Here is a 23,370-nt window from a genome sequence, read left to right as displayed (position 1 = left end):
TGGGGATGTCTGAATTCGGCGTACCGGCGAGGTCATGCGCCTGGATGATGGCGCTGCCACGGTAGAAGGTGAAAGGCGATTCGATCATGCGGCCATAGCGCAGCGGCACCAGCCGTTCGACACGGCCGGCGCTGTTGATCTCCAGCAACCCGACGGGATCTCGTTCGACGCTGCCGACCGCGACATGCGCGCTGCGGGGAACGTGTTTGCGCGTGACTTTGCCGCGTTCGCGGCGGGATTCGATGTCTTCAGGGGTGTCCACAAGCTTTCCTTGGATTACGGCTCTGTCTTTTGCGTTTCCGGGTGTTGTTGCCGGTATGGATTTCCATGCTTGTCTATCTCCAGGCATAGGCGATGCCAGCGCCATAAGTGATCTGGTTGCGCGTGCCGCGCTGCGTCACGATAGGACTGTCTCCGGCACTGCCGGTGAGCCGCTGTCCGTAGACCATGGCGCCGGCGTACCAGTTCTTGTCGATCTGGAAAACCAGCGCAAGCCAGCCGGTCACCTGCTGCAATCCGCCGCCGGGCGCGTAGACGGGCAGGCCGCTGCGCGCGGCATCGTCCGGCGTCACACCGTAGTAGGTCTGGTTGAAGCCCTGGCTCACCCAGCTTGCGCCCAGCCCGGCCCCGGCATATACCCGCGGATGCAATGGCACCCAGCCGCTCCCGTTGACACTGAGGCGCGCACCCGTGTAGACCACGCCCGCATTTGTCACCACCGCCACGCTGCCGCGCAGCCGGTAGGGAATGCTGCCCTGGTCCAGGTACTCGTAGCCGATGAAGCCGCCCGCCTCCACCGTGGTCTTGATTTCGTGAATCTGGGAGACCACGGGATCGTCGACATCCTTGCGCCCCAACCGGAGCGCCCCTGCGGGCCCCCACTGGAAGCCGGTGACGCCACCAAAGTTGTATTGCGCATAGGGTCCGTACCATTCGAACAGGTGGCCGCCTGGCGTGACATAGCGCACCCCCGGCACCACGCCGATCATGCGGTCCTTGCCGCCGGCGTATTCCGTCGTGGAGCCAAAGCCGGCGCCGACCATGTTCGGCAGGGAATTCGGCAGGTCCACCGGCCCGGCGGCGGCCTTGCCGGACATGACGGCTGYCAGCAACATGGCGATCGACAAGCGCAGCGCGCCGGCGGTGCGCCGCCCGGCCGGGGGGGATGATGCGAAACAAGCCTGCAGCGGAGGTGGAAGCATTGTGGAATCGCTCCGGATGGAAACCAAGCTTAGACCAGCCATGGCGGCGTGCTTGCTAGCCACTGGCCGGATTGAGCGGTGGCAAAGATCTCGCCGCATGATGACCGGAACGCGTGGAGCGGCGCACCAGCCCCGCCCTGGCTTCATCCAGTGCCTTGCCCAGCGCGGCTGGCGGCACATCGCCTTGTGTGGCCGCCGCGCCATAGCGGCTGGACAGCAGTTGCTCCCCCGCCGTGGCAAAAGTCGCGCTGCCGGCGGCGCGTTCGGCATCGCCAAGCGCCGCGGGGCGCCCAAGCACAGCGGGCGCGCGCCGGGCCACCCGGTCGAGCCAGGCGTACAGGCTGCTCACCAGTGCGCTGGCGTCCTCGCCCTGCTGCGCGCGCCGCAGCCGCGCAAAGGCGGCGGCCTCGGAGCTTGCATAAGCCAGCCGACGCTGGCGCCGCCAGGCCTTCAGGCGCCCAACCGCGCGGATCAGCCGGGGCAACAGCAGCCAGGCCGCCAGCCCCAGCACCACCAGCACTGCGGCGCAATAGGCTAGCCATTGCGGATCCAGGCGCGCATGGCGTCCCGGCAGCGCCGCCAGGGGCTCGCCCGGAATGCCAACCGGCGGCTGGTAGCCGGGGTTGGCGGAAGCGGAAAACCGCAATGGGGGCACCGTGGCCGTGCGCAACTTGCCAGCACGGATGTCCCACCATTGCACGCTCACCCCCGGCAACTCGTAGCGGCCGGACTTCTGCACCAGATAGGTGGCGGCATCGACCCGGCGCCCGCCCAGAAAACCCTGTCGCTCCTGGCTGATGTCCTGCACGCGGGGCGCCTTGGGATAGACCGCGAGCCCCGACACCGGCCCAAATGGCGTGGGCGGCAGCAGCATGGCCTGCACGCCGTCGGCGCTGATCTCGATGGTCCGCGTAAAGGCGTCGCCCTGCTTGAGCGTGCGCAGGTCATGGTCGATGGACTGCGTCAATTCCAGCCGCGATGTCCCGATAGCGTTCTCCGCGCCGGCCGGGCGCGGCACCGTCTTGACTTTCAGCGTCAGCGCGGGGGTGCGCACCTTTACCACCCCGCTCACCTGCCCTACCTGCAGCGTGAGTTCCAGCGGCGCAATGGCAAGATCGCCGCCGGTCTGCGGCGTGACGATGTACGAGCGCGATACGCCGAACCACTTCACGCCCTGGATCTCTTCGCTCAGGTTGGTGGCATCGTCGCCCGGCGGGCTGACGATAGCGCCGGGAATCTCCAGCACGGGAAAGACCGGCGCCTCGGTGAACCAGTTGGTAGTCAGCGCGTCCACCACCAGCTTGACAGGCTGGCCCTGCGCCACCGCGCCGCCTGGCTCCAGATGCGCGCGCGCCATCGACCGCGGCCCGTCAGCCAGGACCGGCAGCGCGATCAGCAGGCCCAGCAAGGCGACAATGGTGGTGTAGAACAGGAGGCGTTTCATGGCGCGGCCTTGCCCTGCGCCGGCTGCTGCGCCTCGATCTGGAACTTCTGGCGCAGGAAATCCGCCGGCGAAATCTGCAGGTTACGCATCCATAGCTCGGCGTTTTGTTGTTGCACGCGGCTCATATCGGCCTTTTCCTTCTTGCCGCCATCGTCCTTGTCGTCGAACTGGATTTTGTCCGGCGGCGTGTCCGGCGCTTCCTCGCCGTCGTCTTTCTTCTTCTTTTTCTCCTGTTCGATCAGCGCCGCGATGAGGGCTCGGTTGGCGATGGCCTGCGCAAATCCGGGGCGCCCCTTGAGCGCGTTGTCATAGGCCGAAAGCGCACGCGGATAGTCCTTCAGCTGCGCATAGCAGTTACCCATCATGAAAAAAGCATCCGGGGTGGCCAGGGCGGCAAACGCGGTCAGCGCGCCCGCGAAGTCGCGCGCGCGGTAGCTGGCCCAGCCACGCCATATCGGGTCCTGGAAATGCGCCGCGGCGGCGGTGTAATCCCCGCGCTCGAAATGCCAGCGGCCTTGCTGGTCGGGGGTGAGGAAGGCATCCAGGAAAAACGCCTTGATCGATGCCGTCGTGAGGACCACCGGCGCCGCCACCGCCGGGCGCGGTGCCTGCACAAGCAGGGCCACCAGCAGCGCAGGCAGCCAGCGCACCACCCAGCCGCGCCGGAACCAGAAGGCAGCCAGCAGCGCGATGGGGATGGTCAGGACGTAGCCCGCCTCCTTCCAGCGCACCTCGGCGTTCTTCTCCTGCGCGGCCTGCATATTGCGCACCGCGCGGCGCTGTACCCAGTTCACATCGTCGTCGTCCAGCGTCAGGCTGGCCAGCGGGATGTCGGCATCGGACGAGAGCGCCTTCAGCGCCGCCAGGTCCAGCGTGCCCTGCACCGGCCGGCCCTGCTGGTCGGTGGCCACCCGGCCATCGGCGGTACGGATCGGGCCGCCCTGGGTAGTGCCGGCAGCCAGCACCAGCACCTGCACCTGGCTATTGCGGGCGTGCGCGGCAAAAACGGGGATTTCCGCCCGGTCGAAGCCATCGGTGATGAACAGCACGGTGCCCGCGGCCGACTCCCGGGCCAGCAGGGTGTCGGCGAGCGCCAGCGCGGCGGCGGCGTTCTTGCCCGCGCGCGGCATCATGCCGGTATCCAGCGCGTCCAAATACAACGCCATGAACTGCGGGTCATCGGTAGGCGGCACTACCATGTGCGCCGTGCCCGCGTACACCACCAGCCCGGTGCGCGAGCCCGCGCGCAGCTGCATCAGGTCGCGCACCTTCTGCTTGCCGCGCTCCAGCCGGGTGGGCGCCAGGTCCACCGCGTCCATGTTGCGCGACAGGTCGATGGCAACCACCATCGGCGCCTTGTCCTCGGTAAACGGCGGCGGCTCGCGCTCCCAGGCCGGCCCCGCCGCGGCAAGGCCGATCAGAACCAGCGCGGCGCACGCGCCGTGTACCGGCCGCAGGCGCCAGCCGCGCCCGCCATCGACGATCAGCCGCTCCAGCAGATGCGGGGCGATCACGCCCCGCCAGCGCCGGCGTGGGTCGGAGAACCGATGCCAGGCGAAGACAATCAGCAACGCCGCCGGCATCAGGAGCAGCCACAGGGGGCGCAGGAAATGGAACTCACCGAAATCCATTCAGTGCCCCGGTTCCGGCGCGACGCCCTGGCCACGGTCCACCAACGGCTGGCGGCGCGGCCGGCGGATGGCGCTCAGCAATAGCATGACCGCGTGATACAGCAACAGCAGCATGCCCGCCGCGGCGAGCGGATAGTAGAAAAGATCGCGCTTGGGCTGGTGCGACTGGCGCTTTACCTTGACTGGCGTGATCCGGTCCAGCGTCGCGTAGATGGACTCCAGCCCGGCCAGGTCCTCGCCACGGAACGAGCGGCCTCCCGTCATGCTGGAGATCTTCTGCAACGCACCCAGATCGACCTTGTTCTCGCCCGTGGCGTTGATGTCGCCGATGCCGATCGTATGGATGATCAGCCCCTTGTCCCTGGCGATCCGCGCGGCCTGCTCCGGCGGCACCTTGCTGGCAGTGTCGTTGCCGTCCGTCAACAGGATCAGTACCTTCTCCTGCGCGGGCGATTTTTCGGTCATGCGCACGCCCACGCCAATGGCGTCGCCAATCGCCGTCTGCGGGCCCGCCATGCCGATCTGGACTTCGGCGAGCAAGGCCTTGACGCTGTCGTGGTCCATGGTGAGCGGCGCCTGCGGGAACGCCGCCGCGCCAAACACGATCAGGCCGATGCGGTCTTCCTTGCGGCGGTCGATAAACGTGCTGACCACCTGCTTGACGGCGGTAAGCCGGTCCACGCGGTGGCCGTCGGCTTGCGCGAAATCCCTGGCCTCCATCGATTGCGACAGGTCGATCGCCAGCATCAGGTCGCGCGCCGGCTCGGTGCGCTCGATCGGCGGGTCCACCCGGACCGGCATGGCCAGCGCGGCCACCACCAGTGCCCAGCACAGCGGCGCCAGCAGCCGCTGTGCCCAGTTGCGGCGCATCACCACCGCGCCCTCGGAGGGCCGCAGGCCGGAGCGTTCAGCCATTTCCTCGAAGAACGGCACGCGCACGGCAGGCATGGTTTCCCGGTAAGCCGGCAGCAGCAGCCAGACCAGGATGGGCAACAGCAGGACCAGCGCGGCCCACGGGTGGTCAAAGGTGAGCATGGTGCTGTCCGATCCAGTCGCGCAGCAGCGCAATCAGCGCCGTCACTTCGGCAGCCGGCGGCGGGCGCTGCCCGTAGGCCAGCTCCGGCAGCAGCCGGCCAGGGCCATTGCTGAAACCACCGCCGCGCCAGGTGCCATCGAGATAGTCCAGCCATGCCTGCGCGGACAGGCTCGCCACCTGCGTGCGCGGCGCGAACGCCAGCACCACGCGCTTGACCAGCGCGGGCAAGGCGGCAAGCGCGTCGCGGCGGCTGTCGGCGCCGGCCGCCGCGGCCAGGCCGGCTTCAATGCGCGCCAGCTCCGCGAGCGCGTCGCGCCGGTAGCGGTTTGCCTGGCGGCGCCGCCAGGCGCGCCAGGCCAGCAGCCCGCCCAGCGCCAGCAGCAAGGCGGCCAGCACGGCCCAGCCCCAGGTCTGGGGCAGATAGGACGCAGGCGGCGGCAAGGCGATTTCCTGCAGGTTTGCCAATGTGCCGGCGGCCTCCGGTGCGCCTGCACCTGGCTGCACGGCATCGGTGGCGTAGGAACGGGTCAGGTCTGCCATGGAGTATCCGCCGCGCGCCTCAATGCCGGCCTGGCGCTTTGCCGCGCGGCGCCAGGCGTCCCAGGAAATGCCGCAACTGGGCCAGGGCCTCACCCTCCGTGTCGATCGGCATCATCGGCACGCCGCTGCGCTTGAGCAGTTCGGTGACCTCGTGCAGGCGCCCGGTGAAGAAGGATTCGATCGGCTCGCGCGTGGTCTTGTCGCCCATGTCCAGCTCGACCTGCAGATGCCCTTCGGTCACGACCATGCGGCCGGTGTGGTGCGGCACCGCCTGGAACAAGGGATCGAACACCATCGCCGCGATCACGCTGTTGTGGCTGGACAGCTGGCGCAGCAGGTCCTGGGTACGCTGGCCGGCGCCCGCGAAATCGCTGATCACGCAGATGAGGTGGTCGTGCCCGGCCAGTTGCAAGGCGCGCTCCAGCGTGCGGTCGAGCTGGCCGTAGACGGGCCGCGCCGCGCTGTCGGCGTGCAGCGCCTGGTTCATCCGGGCGATGGCGCCCAGCACGGCCTGCACGCGGGCACGGCTGCGCAGCGGCCGGATCAGCGTGGTATCGGAGTCGTTAAACACGATCGCGCCCACGCGGTCGCCCGCCTGCAGCGCCATCCAGGCGCACAGCCCGGCAAACTCCGCGGCCAGCACCGATTTCATCGCCCGCCTGGAACCGAAGAACATCGGCATGCGCTGATCCACCACCAGCAGTACCGGCAGGTCGCGCTCCTCGGTATAGACGCGCACCAGCGGCTTGCCCATGCGCAGCGAGGCCTTCCAGTCCAGGTGGCGGACATCGTCGCCCTGCTGGTAGCCGCGCAGTTCTTCGAAGTTCAGGCCGCGCCCGCGAATGCGCGAGCCGTGCTTGCCCGACAGCACACTGGCGTGCGGCTGGCGCATGGTGAAGCCCAGGTCCCGCACGGCCAGCTCCAGCCGGGCCAGGTGCGCGACGTCGACCCACACGGTGCCGAGCTCGCTCCCGCGCACCACCGGCATCGCGGGATCCTTCATGCGGGCACGGCCACGACTTCGACCAGTTTGTTCACCACCGCGTCGGCGTCCAGCCCGTCCGCGCTGGCGTCGTAGGACAGGATCAGCCGGTGCCGCAGCGTGGGCAGCGCCATCGCACGCACATCGTCGGGCGTCACGTGATCGCGTCCGTCCAGCCAGGCGTTGGCGCGGGCCGCGCGGTCCAGCGCTATGCCGCCGCGCGGGCTGGCGCCCAGCGCGATCCATTTCGCCAGTTCGGCGTCAAAGCGGGCCGGCGTGCGGCTGGCATTGACCAGGTCGATGATGTAGCGGTCGATCGCGTCAGCCACGTGGACACCGTGGATCTCTTCGCGCGCGGCAAAGATCGCCGACTGCGGCACCCTGGCCTGCTCCGCGCGGGGCGTAGCGGGCGCCGCGCTGCCCGTCTCCTCGCCGCGCACGAGGCGCAGCACATCGCGCTCGTCGTCGGCTGCGGGATAGGTGATCAGCACCTTCATCAGGAAGCGGTCCATCTGCGCCTCGGGCAGCGGGTAAGTGCCTTCTTGCTCGATCGGGTTCTGCGTGGCCAGCACCATGAACAGTTCAGGCATGGGATGGGTGGTGCCGCCCACCGAGACCTGGCGCTCCTCCATGGCTTCGAGCAGCGCGGATTGCACCTTGGCCGGCGCACGGTTGATTTCGTCGGCCAGGATCAGGTTGCCGAACACGGGGCCCGGCTGGAAGCGGAAGCTGTTCCTGCCCGCCTCCTGGTAAAGGATGTCCGAGCCGGTGATGTCGGCGGGCAGCAGGTCCGGGGTGAACTGGATGCGGCGCATCTGCGCGTCCAGGCTCGCGGCCACGCTCTTGACCATGCGCGTCTTGGCCAGCCCGGGCACGCTCTCCAGCAGCAGGTGGCCGTTGGCCAGCAGGCCGATGACGATCTGCCGGATCACTTCGCCCTGCCCTTTGATGGACTGCTCCACATGCTGCTGCAGCGCCGCGATTGCCTCTCTGGAACTCATTGTCCAAGTCTCTCGTAGCCTCGGCCGCAGGGCCGGGGTAAGTCGCGAGAATGGCCCGCCAGCAGGACCGACGGGCCACATCGTTACACAACAGCCGCGGCTACTTTTTCTGCGACCTCAGCTTCTCGATCCGCTCGTCCACGGACTTGCGCACCTGGTCCACGCTGAAGCTGGCTGGCTTCTGGCTTGGCGGGTAGGCCACGAAGGTCTCGAGGAACACGGATGCCTTCATGGTGGCGATGCCGGTCAGGTAGGCGTTCTTGGTCATCCAGTCGTAGTACTGGTCAGAGGCGACATCTGCGCGCTCATAGGGGTCCATGCGCAAATTGAAGATCTTTGGCAGTCGCAGGCAGGTGAAGGGATTGGCCCAGACCTGCATGCCCCCCGGCGCGCGTTGCTCGCAGAAGACAGCCTTCCAGTCGCCAAAGCGCATGGCCACCAGATTGCCGTCATCGTCAAAGTAATAGAACTCTTCGCGCGCTCCCTTCGCATTCTTGCCTGTCAGGTAGTCAAGCTGGTTGTAGCCGTCCAGGTGCACCTTGAAACTCTGCCCGGATTTCGGCGACCAGCCCTTCAGCAGGCGATCCTTGACGGTGGTATCGCCCACGGCGGCCAACAGGGTCGGGAACCAGTCCAACCCGGAGAACATCTCGTTGGAGACTGTTCCCGGCTTGATGCGCCCCGGCCATCGCACCATGGCGGGCACCCGGAACGCCCCCTCCCAGTTGGTGTCTTTCTCGCTGCGGAACGGGGTGGTTGCCGCATCCGGCCAGGAGAACTGGTTGGGCCCGTTATCGGTCGTGTAGACCACGATGGTGTCTTTGGTGATGCCCAGGTCATCCAGTGTCTTCAGCAGCTTGCCCACATCCTCGTCATGCTCCAGCATGCCGTCGGCATACTCGTTGCCGGGCATGCCGCTGCGGCCCTTCATGGAGTCGCGGACATGCGTGAACAAGTGCATGCGGGTGGTATTCATCCAGACGAAGAATGGCTTGTTGTCCTTGGCTTGCTTCTTGATGAACTCCTGCGCTGCGGCAGTAGTCTCGTCGTCGATCGTCTCCATCCGCTTCGTGGTCAGCGGGCCGGTGTCCTGGACCTTGCCATCGGCGAACGAGTGGATCACGCCGCGCGGCGAGAAGTTCTTCGCGAACGGGTCGTTCTTGTCCTTCGGCCAATAGGGGCGCTCAGGCTCCTCCTCGGCATTCAGGTGGTAGAGGTTGCCAAAGAACTCATCGAAGCCATGCGCTGTCGGCAGGTACTCGTTCTTGTCCCCAAGGTGGTTCTTGCCGAACTGCCCGGTGGCATAACCTTGCGCCTTCAATGCCTGGGCAATCGTGATATCGCCCTTCTGCAGGCCCACCGGCGCACCCGGCGCGCCGACCTTGCTCAGGCCGGTGCGCAACGGCGTCTGCCCGGTGATGAAGGAAGAGCGGCCCGCCGTACAGCTGTTTTCGGCGTAGTAGTCGGTAAACATCATGCCCTCGCGCGCGATGCGGTCGATGTTTGGCGTCTTGTAACCGACCACACCCATGCTATAGGCGCTGATATTGGTCTGCCCGATATCGTCGCCGAAGATCACAAGGATATTCGGCTTCTTGGCGGACGTGCTGTTCGGCGCGCTCGCTGACGCCTTGGCAGGCGCGTCCGCTGCCATTGTGGTGGTTGGCGCGGTTACCAGCCATCCGGCGGCCGCGATCGGCACCGCCACCGCGAGCGCGATAGCCGCTCGCTTCAGTGAGCGATTGATTCGCATGTGTGCTCCTCCTCTGTTACCCGACCGCTGCCGGCGGCCCCGGTTTCCCCAATCCGTGTTCTCGAATCTCTCGTTGCTCAGTCCCGCATGCCCAGCATGCGGCGGAAGTACTGGTTGGCCTCGCCGCCCTGCACGGCCAGCCCGATCTCTTCCCGCCAGCGCTGCCGGTCGCCGGCGTAAGCGGCAAGCGTGGCCGCGTAGAAGTGCATCAGCCGGCGACGCTCCTGATCGATATCCGCCTGAAAGGCAGGGTCTGCGCCGCGCAACGGCGGTGCCATATACAGATCCAGCAAGGCGGGCAGCACGCGCGATATCTCGTCGCGCCGCACCCAGCCCGCGTATTCGATCAACGGCCGATCGTCCGTCACGGCCGGCGCGCCGGCGGCGTAGCGCTCCAGCCCTTCCCGTCCCGTCACCCAGGTGGCGAGCAGCGCGGCGGGCGAATTGATGCCGACCTCGCGCAGGGCGCCGGCCACGGCTGACTGGTTGAAGCGCGCCTGGATGCGCGCGGCGTCCAGGTCCAGCGGCGCATCCGAGCCCACCAGCAGCATCTCGTGCACCTCGGTAGTCCAAAGCGAGGCGTGCGGGAACGCGTCAAGGAAGCTGCGCACCAGCGCGCGGGAGTCTTCGTCGTTCTGCGTGGCCAGCGGCAGCCACTGGGCAAACAGCCCGCCCGGCTGCAAGCGGCTGCGCGCCAGCTCGTAGAAATCGCGCGAGTAGAGATTCACCACGCCGGCAGCCGATGGCGGCGGCGGCTCCAGGGTGATCAGGTCGTAGCGCTCGGGGCAGCGCAGGAGTTCATGGCGGCCGTCGCGCACGCGGATGTCGGATCGGGGATGGCGGCTGACGTCGTAGTTGCCCCGGAACTCCGGCACGGCACGCACCACCGCGGGCAGCAGCTCGGCCGTGACGCGGCGTTCCAGCCCCGGGTATTGCGTGAGCGCGCCCGCGGTAATGCCGGTGCCAAGCGCAACCACCAGCGCCGAGCGCGGCTCCTGCGTGTGGACCAGCAGCGGCAGCAAGGCCTGCAGCCGCATGTAGCGCAGCGACCCGATGGCGTCGCCCGAGTTGGAAACACCTGAGATGTACAGGCGCCGGAAGCTGGCGCCCGGCCTGCCCTGCTCGATCACGGCGACCGTGCCGCCAGGGCTTTCCTCGTAGGAGACCAGGGTGCCGTCCTTGGCCTCGGCCAGCAGCCGCGCGAGGCGATCGGGCGGCGTCAGCACGGCGGCCACTGCCACGCAGACGCCGATGCCCAGGGCGGCCGCGCACAGGGCGGGCCGCACGCCGGGGCCGCGCAGCACGGCAACCGTGCCCACCGTAGCCGCCGCGGCGGCGAGTATCCCGAGGGTATGGACAAGGCCTAGCGCCGGCACAAGCACGAAGCCGCTCAGGAAGGTGCCGGCGATGCCGCCCGCCGTATTGAGCGCCAGCACAACGCCGACGTCGCGGCCGATATGACCGGGTTCGGCACACAAGCGCAAGGCTGCGGGAAACGCCGCACCGAGCAGCATCGTGGGCGCAAACACCACGCACAGCCCCGCCAGTGCAAAGCGCGCGCACATTGCGGCCAACTCGCTGCCCGTGGCCGCCATGACCACGCCTGCCAGGCTCACCTGCAACTGGACCAGCCAGTTCCCGAGCCCCGCCAACTGCAGCAGCGCGACCAGGCCCGCGAGCCCCACCAGCACGCCAAACACGCCCCACGGATCGCGCACGCGGTCGGCAAAACGGGCGTAGATGGCGCTGCCTGCCACCAGGCCGCCCAGGTAGGTGGCCAGCACGATGGTGAAGGCAAAGCTGCGCGTGCTCATGAACTGCACGATGATCTGCGACCAGACGACTTCATAGCCGAGCGCGATGCCGCCGGCCACGGCATAGAGCCCCACCGCCAGCCGTGCCCGCGCTTGCGGCGCGGCCACGGGTGCGGCCGCGGCGGCATCGATTGCCCGAGGCGCGCTGGCGCGGCCAAAGCCAAACGCCGTTGCCGCCAGCGCCAGGTTGACCAGCGCAGCGGCCATGGCGGCGCCACGCACGCCAAACGAAGGCACCAGCATGAAGGTAGTCAGCAAGGCGCCGGCCATGGCGCCCAGGGTATTGGCGGCGTAGAGCCCGCCGCCGGTACGSGCCACCTTGCCCGCCGGCGGCGCGCAGGCCGCCATCAGCGCGGGCAAGGTGCCGCCCATCAACAAGGCAGGCGCCCCGATCAGCGCGAAAGGCAGGCACCAGGCCAGCAGGCCGGCGCGGCTCTCGATCGCCACGAACCACGGTGCCGCCTGCGCCAGCCCGAGCGTGGCGCCAAGGCCCAGCACCGCGATGCCGAGTTCCAGCGCGGCGTAGAACATCAAGGGCCGTGCCGCGCGGTCCGCGCGCCGGCCCAGCGCCCAGCCGCCGCAGGCCAGGCCGAGGAAGAACGCGCTGACACCCGTGGTGACGGCATAGACGTCAACGCCAACGATCAACGCCACCTGTTTGATCCACAGTACCTGGTAGACCAGCGCGGATGCACCGGAGGCGAACAGCAGCGCCGCCAGCAAAGCCCCATGCGTCTCTGCCGCTTCCAGCGCCAGGGGCCGTGACGGCATTGCGGGCCGTCCCGGTGGCGGTGCCGCCATCGCGGCTGAATGTGCCCGGTTCCTGCTCATCTGTCCCAGCCTCCGCGTGCATCCCATCCCGCGCCGTGCGGGCGCCGCCGCCCCGCTACAAGCGACCGGTCCCGATCCGGCTCATGCGTGTCATGCCTTCCCTGTCAACGAACCGCGATTCGCCAGGCAGCAGGCGAAAAACTGCCACCGGCACGCAGGCCCCTGCCGCGCCGCGCTTCGGAAATGGTTCCGCCCCGCTCAGCCTGGCCGCGGGCCACCTGCGGCAGCCTGTGTAGCGGGCTTGCCGTCCCTGGCCTGCTTCCACTGTGTGTCGTCCACCACCAGCCGGAAGCCGAGGTGCGACATGCTGTTGTACGGATCGGTGCCGCGCCTGGCGCTGGGGCGATAGCTCAGGCAATAGTCTTCATTGCAGAGGAAGGACCCGCCGCGCGTGACGCGGCGCGGTGCGGCCACGGGGACGCCGGGCTCCGAGGGATCCCACGAATCGGCCGGGCCGACAGGGTTCTCGATCGGCCTGGCGCTCACGGCTTCGCGCCGGAACTGGTCGGCGCGGTACCAGTCCGCCACCCACTGCCAGGCGTTGCCGGTCATGTCGGACAGGCCGTAGCCGTTGGCCGGGAACGTGCCCACCGGGCTGGTGCCGAGCGCGCCGCCGGCCTTGGCGCTGACCACCGGGAACGGCTGCGCTTGTTGTCCCTGCCAGACGTTGGCCATCTGCCGGCCTTCCGGGGCGAACTGGTCGCCCCAGCCATAGGTCGCCTGTTCCAGCCCACCGCGCGCGGCGAACTCCCATTCGGCCTCGGTAGGCAGGCGCTTGCCGGCCCATTTGGCGTAGGCCTGCGCGTCTTCATGGGAAACCTGAACCACCGGATGATCGTCCTTGCCGGTGATATTGCTGTCGGGGCCGCTGGGATGCCGCCAGTCCGCGCCGGGCACATAGCGCCACCAGCGCGAGTAATCCTGCAGCGGCACCGGCCGGCTGGTGCCGACGAACACCATGCCGCCCGCCACCATCGCCGAATCGGGCGGACGCGGCGTGCCGGGCGGCAACTGCACGCGCAGCGTCTCCCAGTCCGGTTTGCGCTCGGCCGTGGTGACATAGCCGGTAGCGCGCACGAAGGCGGCAAATTGCGCGTTGGTGACGTGGTGGATATCCATCCAGAAACCATGTACGCGCACCTTGTGGGCCGGCCGCTCGTTGGCCTGCGCCRGCTTATGGTCGCTGCCCATCAGGAATTCCCCGCCCGGCACCCAGGCCATGTCGCTGGGGCCGCGCGTGCCATCGCCGAATACCGCTTTGGCCCGCAACTGCGCGGTGCCGCGCGCCTGCCACCAGGCTGCGCCGCCGCCCACCGCCGCGCAAGCCAGCACCGCCGCGCCGATCCACAGCGCGCGGCGCCAGCGCGCGGGCGCCGGCCCCGCCACCGTCACCGCGGCCGGGGCCGTCCGGCGGGATTGACTGTCCTTCTCTCGACGACGATTCATGGTTGCGGTCCGCAATAGGCTGGCCACGCCCCAGCCTGGGGCGTGCTTTTAGCATGCCAGAGCAAGCCGGGGGGAGAGATGAAAATTTTTGGCACCGATGTTAGGGAATTGTTGTGGGAGCCAACGTGGCGCTCCAGCCGCGACACCTTGCGCTCCCTACTTGCCGAACGTCATGTTCAAGCCGGCGAACACCGTCCATTGCGGCTGCCCCGGACCGTRGTGTGCCACCGAATACTGGGGCTCGACAAACACATTCATGATGGTCTTGCCCTCCTTCCACGCCTTGCCGAAGCCAAGGCCCACCGGGATGTAATAGGCGTCGTTCTGCAGGTTGAAAGTCCATATGCCGGTGGAACGCGCATACCAGCCACCCGGGAAATTGAAGATACCGAAGGGCTGGAACGTCAGCGTCTGCACGGTCGGGCGCGAGCTCTGCCCGGCAAAGGAGTGCTGCCATTGCACCAGGGCACCCAGCAGCCGGGCCGGAGTGGGATCCACCACCACGGCGGCCAGGCCGGCCTGCCACTTGCCGGTGCCGAGCTCCGGCGAGGTTGCGGTGGGCATGGTCAGCAACGGCCCCACGCCGATCTGCGTGCCCTGGGACCTGAGCAGGAAAATATCGAAGATATTGATGTCGCCAAGTCCCGTGGTGTAACTGCCATCGGCCTGCGGGCGCGTGCTGACCGGCACCGTGGCGCGCAGGATCTGCGGCACGCCCACCAGATTGCCGGGCAGGATGGGCAGCGTGCCGCGCAGCAGGAAATCGTTGGTGTGCACGTTGGTGTCGTACACCCGGGGCGAGTAGTAGTTCTGCAGATTGAGCGAAGGCGCCGGGTTGAGCGGGTTGTTGCTCTTGTTGGCGTCCTCCGCGGCGGATTGCGCATGCAGCCCCGGCGCGGCGCCCAGTGTCAGTGCGAGCATGGCGGCCTGTCCGCAGCGCAGCAGATTCGTCTTCATCGTTGCATTTCCCCGGAAATTCCTGCTTGCTGCCAGCTGAAGAACCCAACTGGCGCATCAATCACTCAGGGCGATGCTGACATAGGCTGCCGAGGTGCGATATACAGAACTTTTCCCATGTGATCTGAAAATTTTCGCATGGCGTCCACGCCGCAGGGCGATGGCTTAAGGTGGCGGGACGTAACCGAGCCCGCCGTCGCCCCCAACGCCTTTCATGCAGAATCCGAACCGCTTTCCTGCCAAACAAGCCTTGCTTGCATGCGGACTGCTCGCGCTCGCGGCGGCAACCGCGCACGCCCAACCCTCGCCGCAGAACAGCCAGAAGCAAGAGAAGGACCCGGGAGCGCTGAGCTTGTTCGACCCTGAAGACGGCATGCTCGACGCAAGCGACCTCCTGCTCAACCACAAGGGCGCGCTGCCGGTGCCGACCCTCATCACCGAGCCGGCCATCGGCTACGGCGCCGGCCTGGGCCTGCTGTTTTTCTCCGAATCGATGAAGGACGCCGCCGAAAAGGCGCAAGCCAGCGGGCAGGGTCCGGCACCACCCAATATCACCGCGGTGGGCGGTGCCTATACCGGCAACGGCACCTGGGGCGTGGGCGCGGCACACTTCCATACCTGGGACGGCGACCGCTACCGCTACCTCGGCGCGCTGGCCAAGGTCGATGCGCAACTCGATTACTTCGGCTTGCTCAACCAGGCGCGCGCCTACCAGCTGGAGGGGCTGTTCCTGGTGCAGCAATTCATGGCGCGCATCGGTGACTCCCACTGGTACGTGGGGCCGCGCTACGTCCTGTTCGACTCCACCGCCACCTTCAAGGGCCCGGTGGCCACCGAACTGGGGGGCATGGACCGCAACCAGCGCATCGGCAAGGGCGGCCTGGTGGTCGACTACGATTCACGCGACAACATCTTCTATCCCAGCCGCGGCAGCTATGCCGAGCTGGAAGCGCAGTTCGCGCGCGGCGGCTTCGGCAGCACGCAGAACTTCAATATGTACAACGCGCGCGGCTTCACCTGGCAGCCGCTGGCGCGCACATGGATCCTCGGGCTGCGCGCCGACGGGCGCTTCTCCACCGGCGATATTCCCTTCTACGCGCAGCCCTTCGTCGATCTGCGCGGCGTATCCAAGGGCCGCTACCAGGACCGCAACGCCGTCGTCACCGAACTGGAGTTGCGCTGGGAAGCGACGCCGCGCTGGTCGTTGCTGGGCTTTACCGGCGCGGGCAAGGCCTATGGCAGATGGCACAGCTTCTCCAACGCGGCCACCGTGTATAGCATCGGCGGGGGCTTTCGCTACCTGATCGCGCGCAAGCTGGGGGTGTCGATCGGCATCGACGTGGCCCATAGCAGAGACCAGAACGCCTTTTATGTCCAGGTGGGCAGCGCCTGGCATTAAGCCGCCGCTGTGCCATCCCGCCACCTTTCCACAGCACTGGAGCCGTCTTATGCAAAAGCCGATACCAACGCCCACGCAGACATCCGGGCCCGGCCGCCATCTCGCCGCGCCGCTGGGCCTGTTGCTGATCGCCGGATGCCTGGCGCTGGGCTTGCCCCAGGCACAGGCCGCCAACCCGCCGAAGGCCGTGGCGCCGCTGACCTGGCCGCGCGATTTCGATGCCGCTTCCCAGCATATCGAGATCTACCAGCCGCAGGTGGAGCAATGGGATGGCGATCGCCTGTCCGGCCGCGCCGCCGTTGCGGTGGGCGCCAAGGACGGCGCGCCTACCTACGGCGTGGCGCATTTTGCGGCGCGCGCCGATATCGACAAGGCCTCCGGCCTGGTGCAGATGCGCGACATCCAGATTACCAGCGTCGAGGTGCCGACCAATCCCGGTGGCGCCGACCAGGTGCGCGCGGCGCTGGTGGGGCGCCTGCCCAAGGCCGGCATGACGGTGCCGCTCGACGAACTGCAGGCCAGCTACGCCGTCTCRCAACTACAGGCCAAGGCGCCCGGCGTGGCGGTGAGGAACGATGCGCCGCGCATCGTGTTCGCATCGGTCCCGACCTTGCTGGTGCCGGTGGACGGCGAGCCGGCCTGGCGCGAGCTGAGCGGCACGCGCTTCCAGCACGCGCTCAACAGCCGCGCCCTGCTGCTGCGCGATAGCGGCAGCAAGCTCTACCTGCAGGCCGCGGGCTACTGGTACACCGCTGACGGGCTAAGCGGGCCGTGGGCGGTGTTGACCAGCCCGCCGCAAGCCCTGGCGACCGCCGCCGGGCGCGCACAGACCGGCGTCAAGGCCGACCTGATGCTGCCCGCCGACGGCAAGCGCTCCGCCAATCCGCCGGCGGTACTGGTGTCCACCGCACCCACGGAGCTGATCGTCATCGACGGCACGCCAAAGCTGTCGCCGGTGGCCGGCGTTGGCCTGCTGACGGTGACCAATACCGATCGCGCGGTATTCGTCGACCCCGCGTCCAACCGGTATTACGTGCTGCTTTCCGGCCGCTGGTTCCGCGCGCCGGGGTTCGATGGCCCTTGGGAGTTCGTGCCCGGACGCGATCTGCCGGCGGATTTTGCCAAGATCCCGCCGCAGGATCCCAAGGCCAACGTGCTGGTATCGGTGCCGGGCACGCCGCAGGCCCGCGAGGCGCAGATCGCCGCCACCATCCCGCAGACCGCATCGGTGTCGCGCGCCAAGGCCACGCTCGCGGTCGCCTTCGACGGCTCGCCGCGTTTCATGCCCATTACCGGCACCTCGCTGAGCTACGCGGTGAACGCCGCCACGCCGGTACTCCAGGTTGACGGCGAGCACTACTACGCGGTGTCCAACGGCGTGTGGTTCACCGCCGCCGCACCCACCGGCCCCTGGCGCGTCGCCACCGACGTGCCGGGCACGATCTACACCATCCCGGCCAGTTCGCCGCTGCACTACGTTACCTATGTGCGCATCTACTCCGTCAACCCGGACACGGTGGTGGTCGGCTATACGCCCGGCTATATGGGCGTGGTGGTGAACCCGGACGGCACCGTGGTCTACGGCACGGGCTATGTCTACCCGGCCTACGTGGGCTCGGTTTATTACGGCTATCCCCCCACCTATGGCTATGGCGCGGGCTTTGCGCTTGGCACCGCGGAGGGCTTCGCCTTCGGTTTCGCCGTGGGCGCGGTATGGGGCGCAGCCGCGCCCTACTGGGGCCCCTACTGGGGCGGCGGCTACTGGAACTACGTCAACGTCAACACGGCGAATTTCTACGGGCGCTGGAGACAAGGCACGGTGACGCATGCCGCCGGCTACAACGCCTGGACCGGCACGCAATGGCGCGGCGCCGCCGGCGCCGGGTACAACCCGGCAACCGGCGCGCGCTACCAGGGCAGCGCCGGCGCCGCCTTCAACCCCTACAGCGGCAATGCCGCGGCCGGACGGCAAGGCGCCTTCTCCAACCCGTCGACCGGGCGCAGCGGCGCCGGGCGTGGCGGCGTCGCCGGCAACGAGTACACCGGCAACTACGCCGCCGGGCGCCAGGTAGCGGGCTATAACGCGCAGACCGGGCGTGCGGGCGCGGCCGAGTTCGGCGTGGCGGGCAACACGCAGACCGGCCAGCATGAAGCGGCCAGCAAGGGCGTGATGGTCAACCGGGACAAGGGCAATGCGGTGGCCTGGAACAACGGCGATGTGTACGCCGGGCACGACGGGAACGTCTACCAGCACACCCAGGATGGCGGCTGGCAGAAGCACACGTCGGGCGGCTGGCAGCCGGTGCAGCCCAACCCGGATGTCGCCGGCCAACTGGACCAGCAGCGGCAGGCGCGCAATGTGGGACAGCAGCGCTTCGGGCAGACAGCGCACCAATGGGGCGGCGGCGGCAACTTCAGCGGCAATYTCGGCGGCGGCGGCCGGCGCATGGGCGGCTTCCACGGCTTTCACCGCTAGCGCGTAAACGCAAGCATCCCGCGGCCATACAGCGCCGCGGGATGCCGCGCGATCTTGCCAGGGTCAGGACTTCGCCGGGCCGGTGACTACGATCGAGACCACCTCGCGATAGACGATCTTGGCGAGCCGGCCCGCCTTGATCTTGCTAAGGTCGATATTCGGGTCCCGTACCTTGACCGTGCGCAGCGTCTCACGCGGGGTGCGGAAGGTCACGGTGCGGTTCTTGGTATCGACCTTGGTAATCTGCGCCGTGACCGTGGTCGTGATCTCACGCGCGAAGCCGGGCTTGGCGCCGTCCCCCGCGCGCGCGGTGCGCTCCACCGATTCCGTGATTGGCGTGTCCTTGGTGTCTACCGGATCCAGCGTGGTGACCACGGCGTCGTCCCGGGTCAGCGTCACCATGTCGCCCTTGTTGATCTGCTTGAAGTTCTTCACTTCATCGCCACCGATCAGTTCGACGACGTTGCCGCGCGGGCCCTGCACCAGCACCGCCTTCGAATCCGGATCGATGGCGACGATGCGGCCGGAAACCACCAGTTCCTCGGCAATGCCGACGACGGGAGTGCCCGCAGCCTGGCTCAGAGGTGTGAAGAGCACGGCCGCGGCAAGGCAGACTGCGTGCAGGGAATGGGAGAGCAAATTACGGTTTGGCATGGAAATCCTGGCAAGTAGTCAGCGAAAGGATGAACAAACACCTGAATCAAGGACAGGCAAAAGCCCTGACTAAGCAGCGTGGCCAAGCGTGCTGCGGTAAGTCTGGCTTGAAGATAGCTTGCCTCGGCCCGGTGCGGAGTGCCGGTTGAAAGATTTCATATCGGACCAGGCGCATTTTCCAATGAAGTGCTGCGCAATGGTGCAGTTCGCCACACTATTCAGATCGCGGCACAAAAACTTTCACTTCAACTGGCCGTGCGCCTCCCATAACGTCGGCACCCCGCTCCCCAAAAATGCGAACCCGTGCCAGCAACATGCCAATGCCGAACCACTGGCTTTTTTTAGCCTCTACCGCTTACGCGTTTCTCCCCTCGGCGCCGACACCTGCTCGATACCTTCGACGGCCTGTTCAGTATCACGCCGTGAGTCCGGGCAGCCGTGGCGATCCGGGCTATTCATGTGCCTTAACTCGCTGCGCAAACAGACTGTATTGCCTTTTGCTGCCAGAGTGGACTAAGTTTGCGGCAGGGATACTGGCTGGCGCCCTCTTCCATGGGCGACGAAATGCGCCGTTTTCGGTACATCAAGTAGCGCGGCAGAGTCTCCGCCTCCGTGCCGGTTCCCCAAGCCGTTTCCAATGTCCACCAAGGACCCTTGCCATGACACCGCGCCTGCTGCTCCGTACCACGCTACTCAGCGCTGCCCTGCTCGCCCCGGCCGCACCAGCGTTCGCCTACCTCGACACCTTTATCCACGGCACGGTCGTCGGCACCATGAGCCAGAAGGAATCGAACGCGTTCGCCCTGAACGTGCGCGACGTGCTGAACAAAGGCGCCGACGGGACGATGGTCTCCTGGACCGCCCCCCCGGAAGGCAAGCGCAAGCCGATCGAAGGCCAGCTGACGCCGCTGCGCAGCAAGACCGACAAGGGCCAGCCCTGCCGGCAACTGAAGGCACAGCTCAAGCGCGGGGATCAGGAAGACAACTGGACCGGCTGGTTCTGCAAGCAAAGCGACGGCCGCTGGCGCTCGCGCCCGGTCGCGGACGACTGAGTCCGGGCCGGCACCAGAAAAAGACAAACAACTAATCAAAGGGAGAGTTGCAATGGCCAGATTGCCGGCATTTGCGATCGGGTTCGCGTTGGCCGGCTTCATTGCCGGCGCCGGGCCAGCCGTGGCGCAGTCCGCTGCCACGCAGGACGAAATCCGCGCCATCGCCAGGGATGCCTATATCTATGCATTCCCGATGATCGAAAACTACAACACGATGTATAAGCAGCTCGCCAATCCGGCCAGCCCGGAATACGTTGGCGGCTTCGGCAAGTACCGCCATTACTCCACGCTCTACACGCCCGACAACCACGACGTGGTCACGCCCAATAACGACACGCCGTATTCCTGGGCATGGCTGGACCTGCGCGCCGAACCCTGGGTGATCACCGTGCCCGAGGTGCCGGCCAAGCGCTACTACGTGCAGCAGTGGGTCGATCTTTTCACCTATAACTTCGCCTACGTGGGCACGCGGGCCACGGGCAACGGCGCTGGCAACTACATGATCGCCGGTCCGGAATGGAAGGGCCCGACGCCGCCTGGCATCAAGGAGGTGTTCCGCTCCGAGACCGAGATCGTGATGACCCTGACGCGCACCGCGCTGGACGGGCCCGACGACCTGCCCAACGTGAAGGCGATCCAGGCGGGCATGCAACTGCGCCCCTTGAGCGCCTTCCTGAACGCCGCGCCGCCCCCTGCCATGCCGGCCGTGGCCTTCCCGCCCTACGACCCGGCAAAGGCGCGCACGCATGACTTCATCGGCTACCTGAACTTCCTGCTGCAGTTCACGCAGCCGCCGGTCTCCAGCGAAATGGCGCTGATGCAGCGCTTTGGCAAGATCGGCATCGGCCCTGGCCGGCCCTTCGACGCCGGCAAGCTGCCACCCGCCAGGCTGGCGGCGATCGACGCGGGCGTGAAGGATGCCCGGGCCGCGCTGGCGGAGAAGGCCAAGATCACGCTGTCGTCCAACGGACTGTTCGGCACGCGGGAATTCATGAAGAACGACTACCTCACCCGCGCCATCGCGGCGGAAATGGGCCTGTACGGCAACTCGCTGGCGGAGGCCTGGTATGGCGGCTATGTGGGCGACGGCCGCAAGGCGTCGAAGATCCGTTTCGGGCCGGGCCAGTTACCCCCCGCCAGGTTTTTCTGGTCGATCACGCTTTACACGCTGCCGGATCGTTTCCTGTATGCCAATCCCCTCCAGCGCTATTCGATCGGCGACCGCACCAAGGGCCTGAAATACGATGCCGACGGCGGACTCACGCTCTACGTGGGCCATGTCTCCCCGGGCAAGGACAAGGAGTCCAACTGGCTGCCCGCACCCGAAGGCATGTATAGCGCCGTGGGCCGGCTGTACGGGCCGAGCGAGGCGGCGATGAATGGCAGCTGGAAATTGCCGCCATTGACGCCCGCTACCGACTGACAGCGTGCGGCGCCGCACGCCCCGCTGTTTCACTGGTTTGCATCCCCGGTATCCTCAAGAACGACTATGCGGCTCGCGCGGTGGGGGCCTCGGCACTGCTGGAGGGAAAATGGAAGTCGCCAGTCGTTGAGAGGGTGAAGCAAGGAACGGGGAACGAACGGGGAACCCGTTACTTCGATCCCCTCGCATCCACGGCCTGCTCGCCCAGCCGCCGCTCCAGCATGTCCCGCGCACCAGCCAGGATCTCCCGCGCCACATCCTGGCTGGCCACCGTGCGTGCCAGCATCAATGCGCCCACGCACTGCGACATCACGCCCCAGGCCGCCTCGCCGCTTCCGAGCCGCCCGGCGATATCCCGCTGCATGGCAACCAGGCCGTCCTCGCAGGCAGTGCGTGTCTGAGCATCGGCCCGCGCAATCTCCGCCGCAAGGCTCGGCAACGGACATCCTGTCTCCGGATGCCGTACGTGCCCCATGGTGAGATAGCGGTCCAGCATCCCCGCCAGCCACGCGCCATCGCCCCCCTCCCCGTCGAGCAGCAGCAGCTCGCGGCTGCGCTGCAGCTCCCGCGCGATCACCTCGCGCAGCAGCGCCTGTTTGGAATCGAAATGGCTGTAGAAGGCGCCGCCGGTCAGGCCGGCCGCGCCCATCAGCTGGTCAACGCCGGTGGCGGCAAACCCCTCGCGCTTGACCAGCGCGCCGCTGGCCTCCAGGACCCGCTGGCGAGTGGCGGCTTTATGACTTGCGGAATAACGCATTGCTCTTCCAGGGCTCGGGACAGGGATAGAAACAGGAATACGGATAAGGACGGGACTTGACGCGACCCGCATTCATACCATAACGTTCGTTTACTAAACGAACGTTTAGCTTACGCCGGATCCGCGCCCGTTGGAAGCGGGTGGCGTCGGCCAGAGCGCAAACAGCCCGTCCGCGTCCCTGCCCGGGCTGACAATCCAAGACCGGAGACAAACATGTCCGACAAGAAAGCCATCCTCGTGGTGGGTGCTGGCGACGCCACCGGCGGCGCCATTGCGCGCCGGTTTGCGCGCGAAGGCTATATCGCGTGCGTGACGCGCCGCAGCGCCGACAAGCTGGCCCCACTGGTCGAGCAGATCCGCGCCGAGGGTGGCGAGGCTTATGGTTTTGCCTGCGACGCCCGCAAGGAAGACGAGACCGTGGCGCTGATCGAGCGCATCGAGCGCGAGATCGCGCCGCTGGAGGTGGCGATATTCAACATCGGCGCCAATGTGCGGTTCTCCGTGCTGGAAACCACGTCGCGCGTCTACTTCAAGGTCTGGGAGATGGCCTGCTTCGGCGGCTTCCTGATGGGGCGCGAGGCAGCCCGCGTGATGCTGCCGCGCGGGCGCGGTTCGATCTTCTTCACCGGCGCCACCGCCAGCCTGCGCGGGCGCGATGGCATGAGCGCCTTCGCGGGTGCCAAGCACGCGCTGCGCGCGCTGGCCCAGAGCATGGCGCGTGAGCTGGGCCCGAAGAATATCCATGTGGCGCACCTGGTCGTGGATGCCGCCATCGATACCGACTTCATCCGCTCGAACTTCCCCGACCGCTACGCCACCAAGCAGGACGACGGCATTGTCAATCCCGAGCACATTGCGGATACCTACTGGATGCTGCACCAGCAACCGCGCGACGCGTGGACGCATGAACTCGACATCCGGCCGTGGATCGAGCCGTGGTAAGGCGCGGCCAGCGCGGCAGTGAAGCGATCA

Annotated in this window: 19 protein-coding genes; 5 read left to right on the top strand and 14 right to left on the bottom strand. The window is 67.3% G+C overall.

Features of this window, described 5'->3' with window-relative positions; all coding sequences use genetic code 11:
- The 12 genes from AC1DN0_RS29190 to AC1DN0_RS29135 form a co-directional block, all read right to left on the bottom strand.
- Window positions 1-262 (bottom strand): DUF2252 family protein (locus AC1DN0_RS29190; protein WP_477111979.1); only part of this gene is annotated, 262 nt, incomplete at its 3' end.
- Window positions 263-335: 73 nt separating this feature from the next.
- Entirely contained in the window at window positions 336-1,202 is an 867-nt protein-coding gene (locus tag AC1DN0_RS29185) for a MipA/OmpV family protein (RefSeq protein ID WP_477146200.1), read from the bottom strand.
- A 55-nt stretch (window positions 1,203-1,257) separates the two neighbouring features.
- Window positions 1,258-2,646, bottom strand: coding sequence for a hypothetical protein (locus AC1DN0_RS29180; RefSeq protein WP_477102128.1), 1,389 nt, complete (start codon window positions 2,644-2,646; stop codon window positions 1,258-1,260).
- Window positions 2,643-4,277 (bottom strand): VWA domain-containing protein, encoded by a 1,635-nt coding sequence (locus AC1DN0_RS29175; protein ID WP_441637474.1) that lies wholly within the window; start codon window positions 4,275-4,277, stop codon window positions 2,643-2,645. Before AC1DN0_RS29175 ends, AC1DN0_RS29180 begins: the two co-directional genes overlap by 4 nt.
- Window positions 4,278-5,312: a vWA domain-containing protein gene (locus AC1DN0_RS29170; RefSeq protein WP_441637472.1), complete on the bottom strand. Its 1,035-nt coding sequence runs from the start codon at window positions 5,310-5,312 to the stop codon at window positions 4,278-4,280. It abuts the gene before it with no gap.
- The gene (locus AC1DN0_RS29165; protein ID WP_477102130.1) at window positions 5,299-5,853 is read right to left on the bottom strand and encodes a DUF4381 domain-containing protein; all 555 of its coding nucleotides are present in this window, start codon (window positions 5,851-5,853) and stop codon (window positions 5,299-5,301) included. Before AC1DN0_RS29165 ends, AC1DN0_RS29170 begins: the two co-directional genes overlap by 14 nt.
- A gap of 19 nt (window positions 5,854-5,872) precedes the next feature.
- Window positions 5,873-6,856: a DUF58 domain-containing protein gene (locus tag AC1DN0_RS29160; protein WP_441637242.1), complete on the bottom strand. Its 984-nt coding sequence runs from the start codon at window positions 6,854-6,856 to the stop codon at window positions 5,873-5,875.
- Window positions 6,853-7,836 (bottom strand): AAA family ATPase, encoded by a 984-nt coding sequence (locus AC1DN0_RS29155; RefSeq protein ID WP_441637240.1) that lies wholly within the window; start codon window positions 7,834-7,836, stop codon window positions 6,853-6,855. The genes AC1DN0_RS29160 and AC1DN0_RS29155 overlap by 4 nt, the downstream gene beginning before the upstream one ends.
- Before the next feature lie 100 nt (window positions 7,837-7,936).
- Window positions 7,937-9,589, bottom strand: a complete 1,653-nt coding sequence (locus AC1DN0_RS29150) for an arylsulfatase (RefSeq protein WP_441637238.1) — start codon at window positions 9,587-9,589, stop codon at window positions 7,937-7,939.
- Window positions 9,590-9,666: 77 nt separating this feature from the next.
- Window positions 9,667-12,174 carry a spermidine synthase gene (locus AC1DN0_RS29145; protein WP_441637236.1) on the bottom strand — a complete coding sequence of 836 codons (2,508 nt, stop codon included), beginning with the start codon at window positions 12,172-12,174 and terminating at the stop codon, window positions 9,667-9,669.
- 258 nt (window positions 12,175-12,432) lie between these two features.
- The gene (locus AC1DN0_RS29140) at window positions 12,433-13,680 is read right to left on the bottom strand and encodes a formylglycine-generating enzyme family protein (protein WP_477146199.1); all 1,248 of its coding nucleotides are present in this window, start codon (window positions 13,678-13,680) and stop codon (window positions 12,433-12,435) included.
- Window positions 13,681-13,836: 156 nt separating this feature from the next.
- Window positions 13,837-14,637 (bottom strand): hypothetical protein, encoded by an 801-nt coding sequence (locus AC1DN0_RS29135; protein ID WP_477146198.1) that lies wholly within the window; start codon window positions 14,635-14,637, stop codon window positions 13,837-13,839.
- A 214-nt stretch (window positions 14,638-14,851) separates the two neighbouring features.
- Between AC1DN0_RS29135 and AC1DN0_RS29130 the strand changes: the two genes are divergently transcribed.
- Both AC1DN0_RS29130 and AC1DN0_RS29125 read left to right on the top strand, forming a co-directional pair.
- Window positions 14,852-16,036, top strand: a complete 1,185-nt coding sequence (locus AC1DN0_RS29130) for a BamA/TamA family outer membrane protein (protein ID WP_441635448.1) — start codon at window positions 14,852-14,854, stop codon at window positions 16,034-16,036.
- Window positions 16,037-16,085: 49 nt separating this feature from the next.
- Window positions 16,086-18,512 (top strand): carbohydrate-binding family V/XII, encoded by a 2,427-nt coding sequence (locus tag AC1DN0_RS29125; RefSeq protein ID WP_477146197.1) that lies wholly within the window; start codon window positions 16,086-16,088, stop codon window positions 18,510-18,512.
- 63 nt (window positions 18,513-18,575) lie between these two features.
- Here AC1DN0_RS29125 and AC1DN0_RS29120 read toward each other — a convergent pair whose 3' ends face one another.
- On the bottom strand, window positions 18,576-19,166 hold the full coding sequence (locus tag AC1DN0_RS29120; protein ID WP_477102136.1) for a hypothetical protein: 591 nt from the start codon (window positions 19,164-19,166) through the stop codon (window positions 18,576-18,578).
- A gap of 659 nt (window positions 19,167-19,825) precedes the next feature.
- Between AC1DN0_RS29120 and AC1DN0_RS29115 the strand changes: the two genes are divergently transcribed.
- Together AC1DN0_RS29115 and AC1DN0_RS29110 are read left to right on the top strand one after the other, a co-directional pair.
- Window positions 19,826-20,218, top strand: a complete 393-nt coding sequence (locus tag AC1DN0_RS29115) for an RT0821/Lpp0805 family surface protein (protein ID WP_441635454.1) — start codon at window positions 19,826-19,828, stop codon at window positions 20,216-20,218.
- A 52-nt stretch (window positions 20,219-20,270) separates the two neighbouring features.
- Window positions 20,271-21,641, top strand: coding sequence for a DUF1254 domain-containing protein (locus AC1DN0_RS29110; RefSeq protein WP_441635456.1), 1,371 nt, complete (start codon window positions 20,271-20,273; stop codon window positions 21,639-21,641).
- Window positions 21,642-21,810: 169 nt separating this feature from the next.
- On the opposite strand, the gene AC1DN0_RS29105 is transcribed toward AC1DN0_RS29110, so the two are convergent.
- On the bottom strand, window positions 21,811-22,398 hold the full coding sequence (locus tag AC1DN0_RS29105) for a TetR/AcrR family transcriptional regulator (protein ID WP_441635458.1): 588 nt from the start codon (window positions 22,396-22,398) through the stop codon (window positions 21,811-21,813).
- Between the two features lie 213 nt (window positions 22,399-22,611).
- Here AC1DN0_RS29105 and AC1DN0_RS29100 point away from each other — a divergent pair, with 213 nt between their 5' ends.
- Window positions 22,612-23,340: an SDR family oxidoreductase gene (locus AC1DN0_RS29100; RefSeq protein ID WP_045237400.1), complete on the top strand. Its 729-nt coding sequence runs from the start codon at window positions 22,612-22,614 to the stop codon at window positions 23,338-23,340.
- Window positions 23,341-23,370 lie beyond the last annotated feature (30 nt).

This window comes from Cupriavidus sp. 05N39 (genome assembly GCF_056397325.1).
This window is presented reverse-complemented; position numbering and strand designations above follow the sequence as displayed.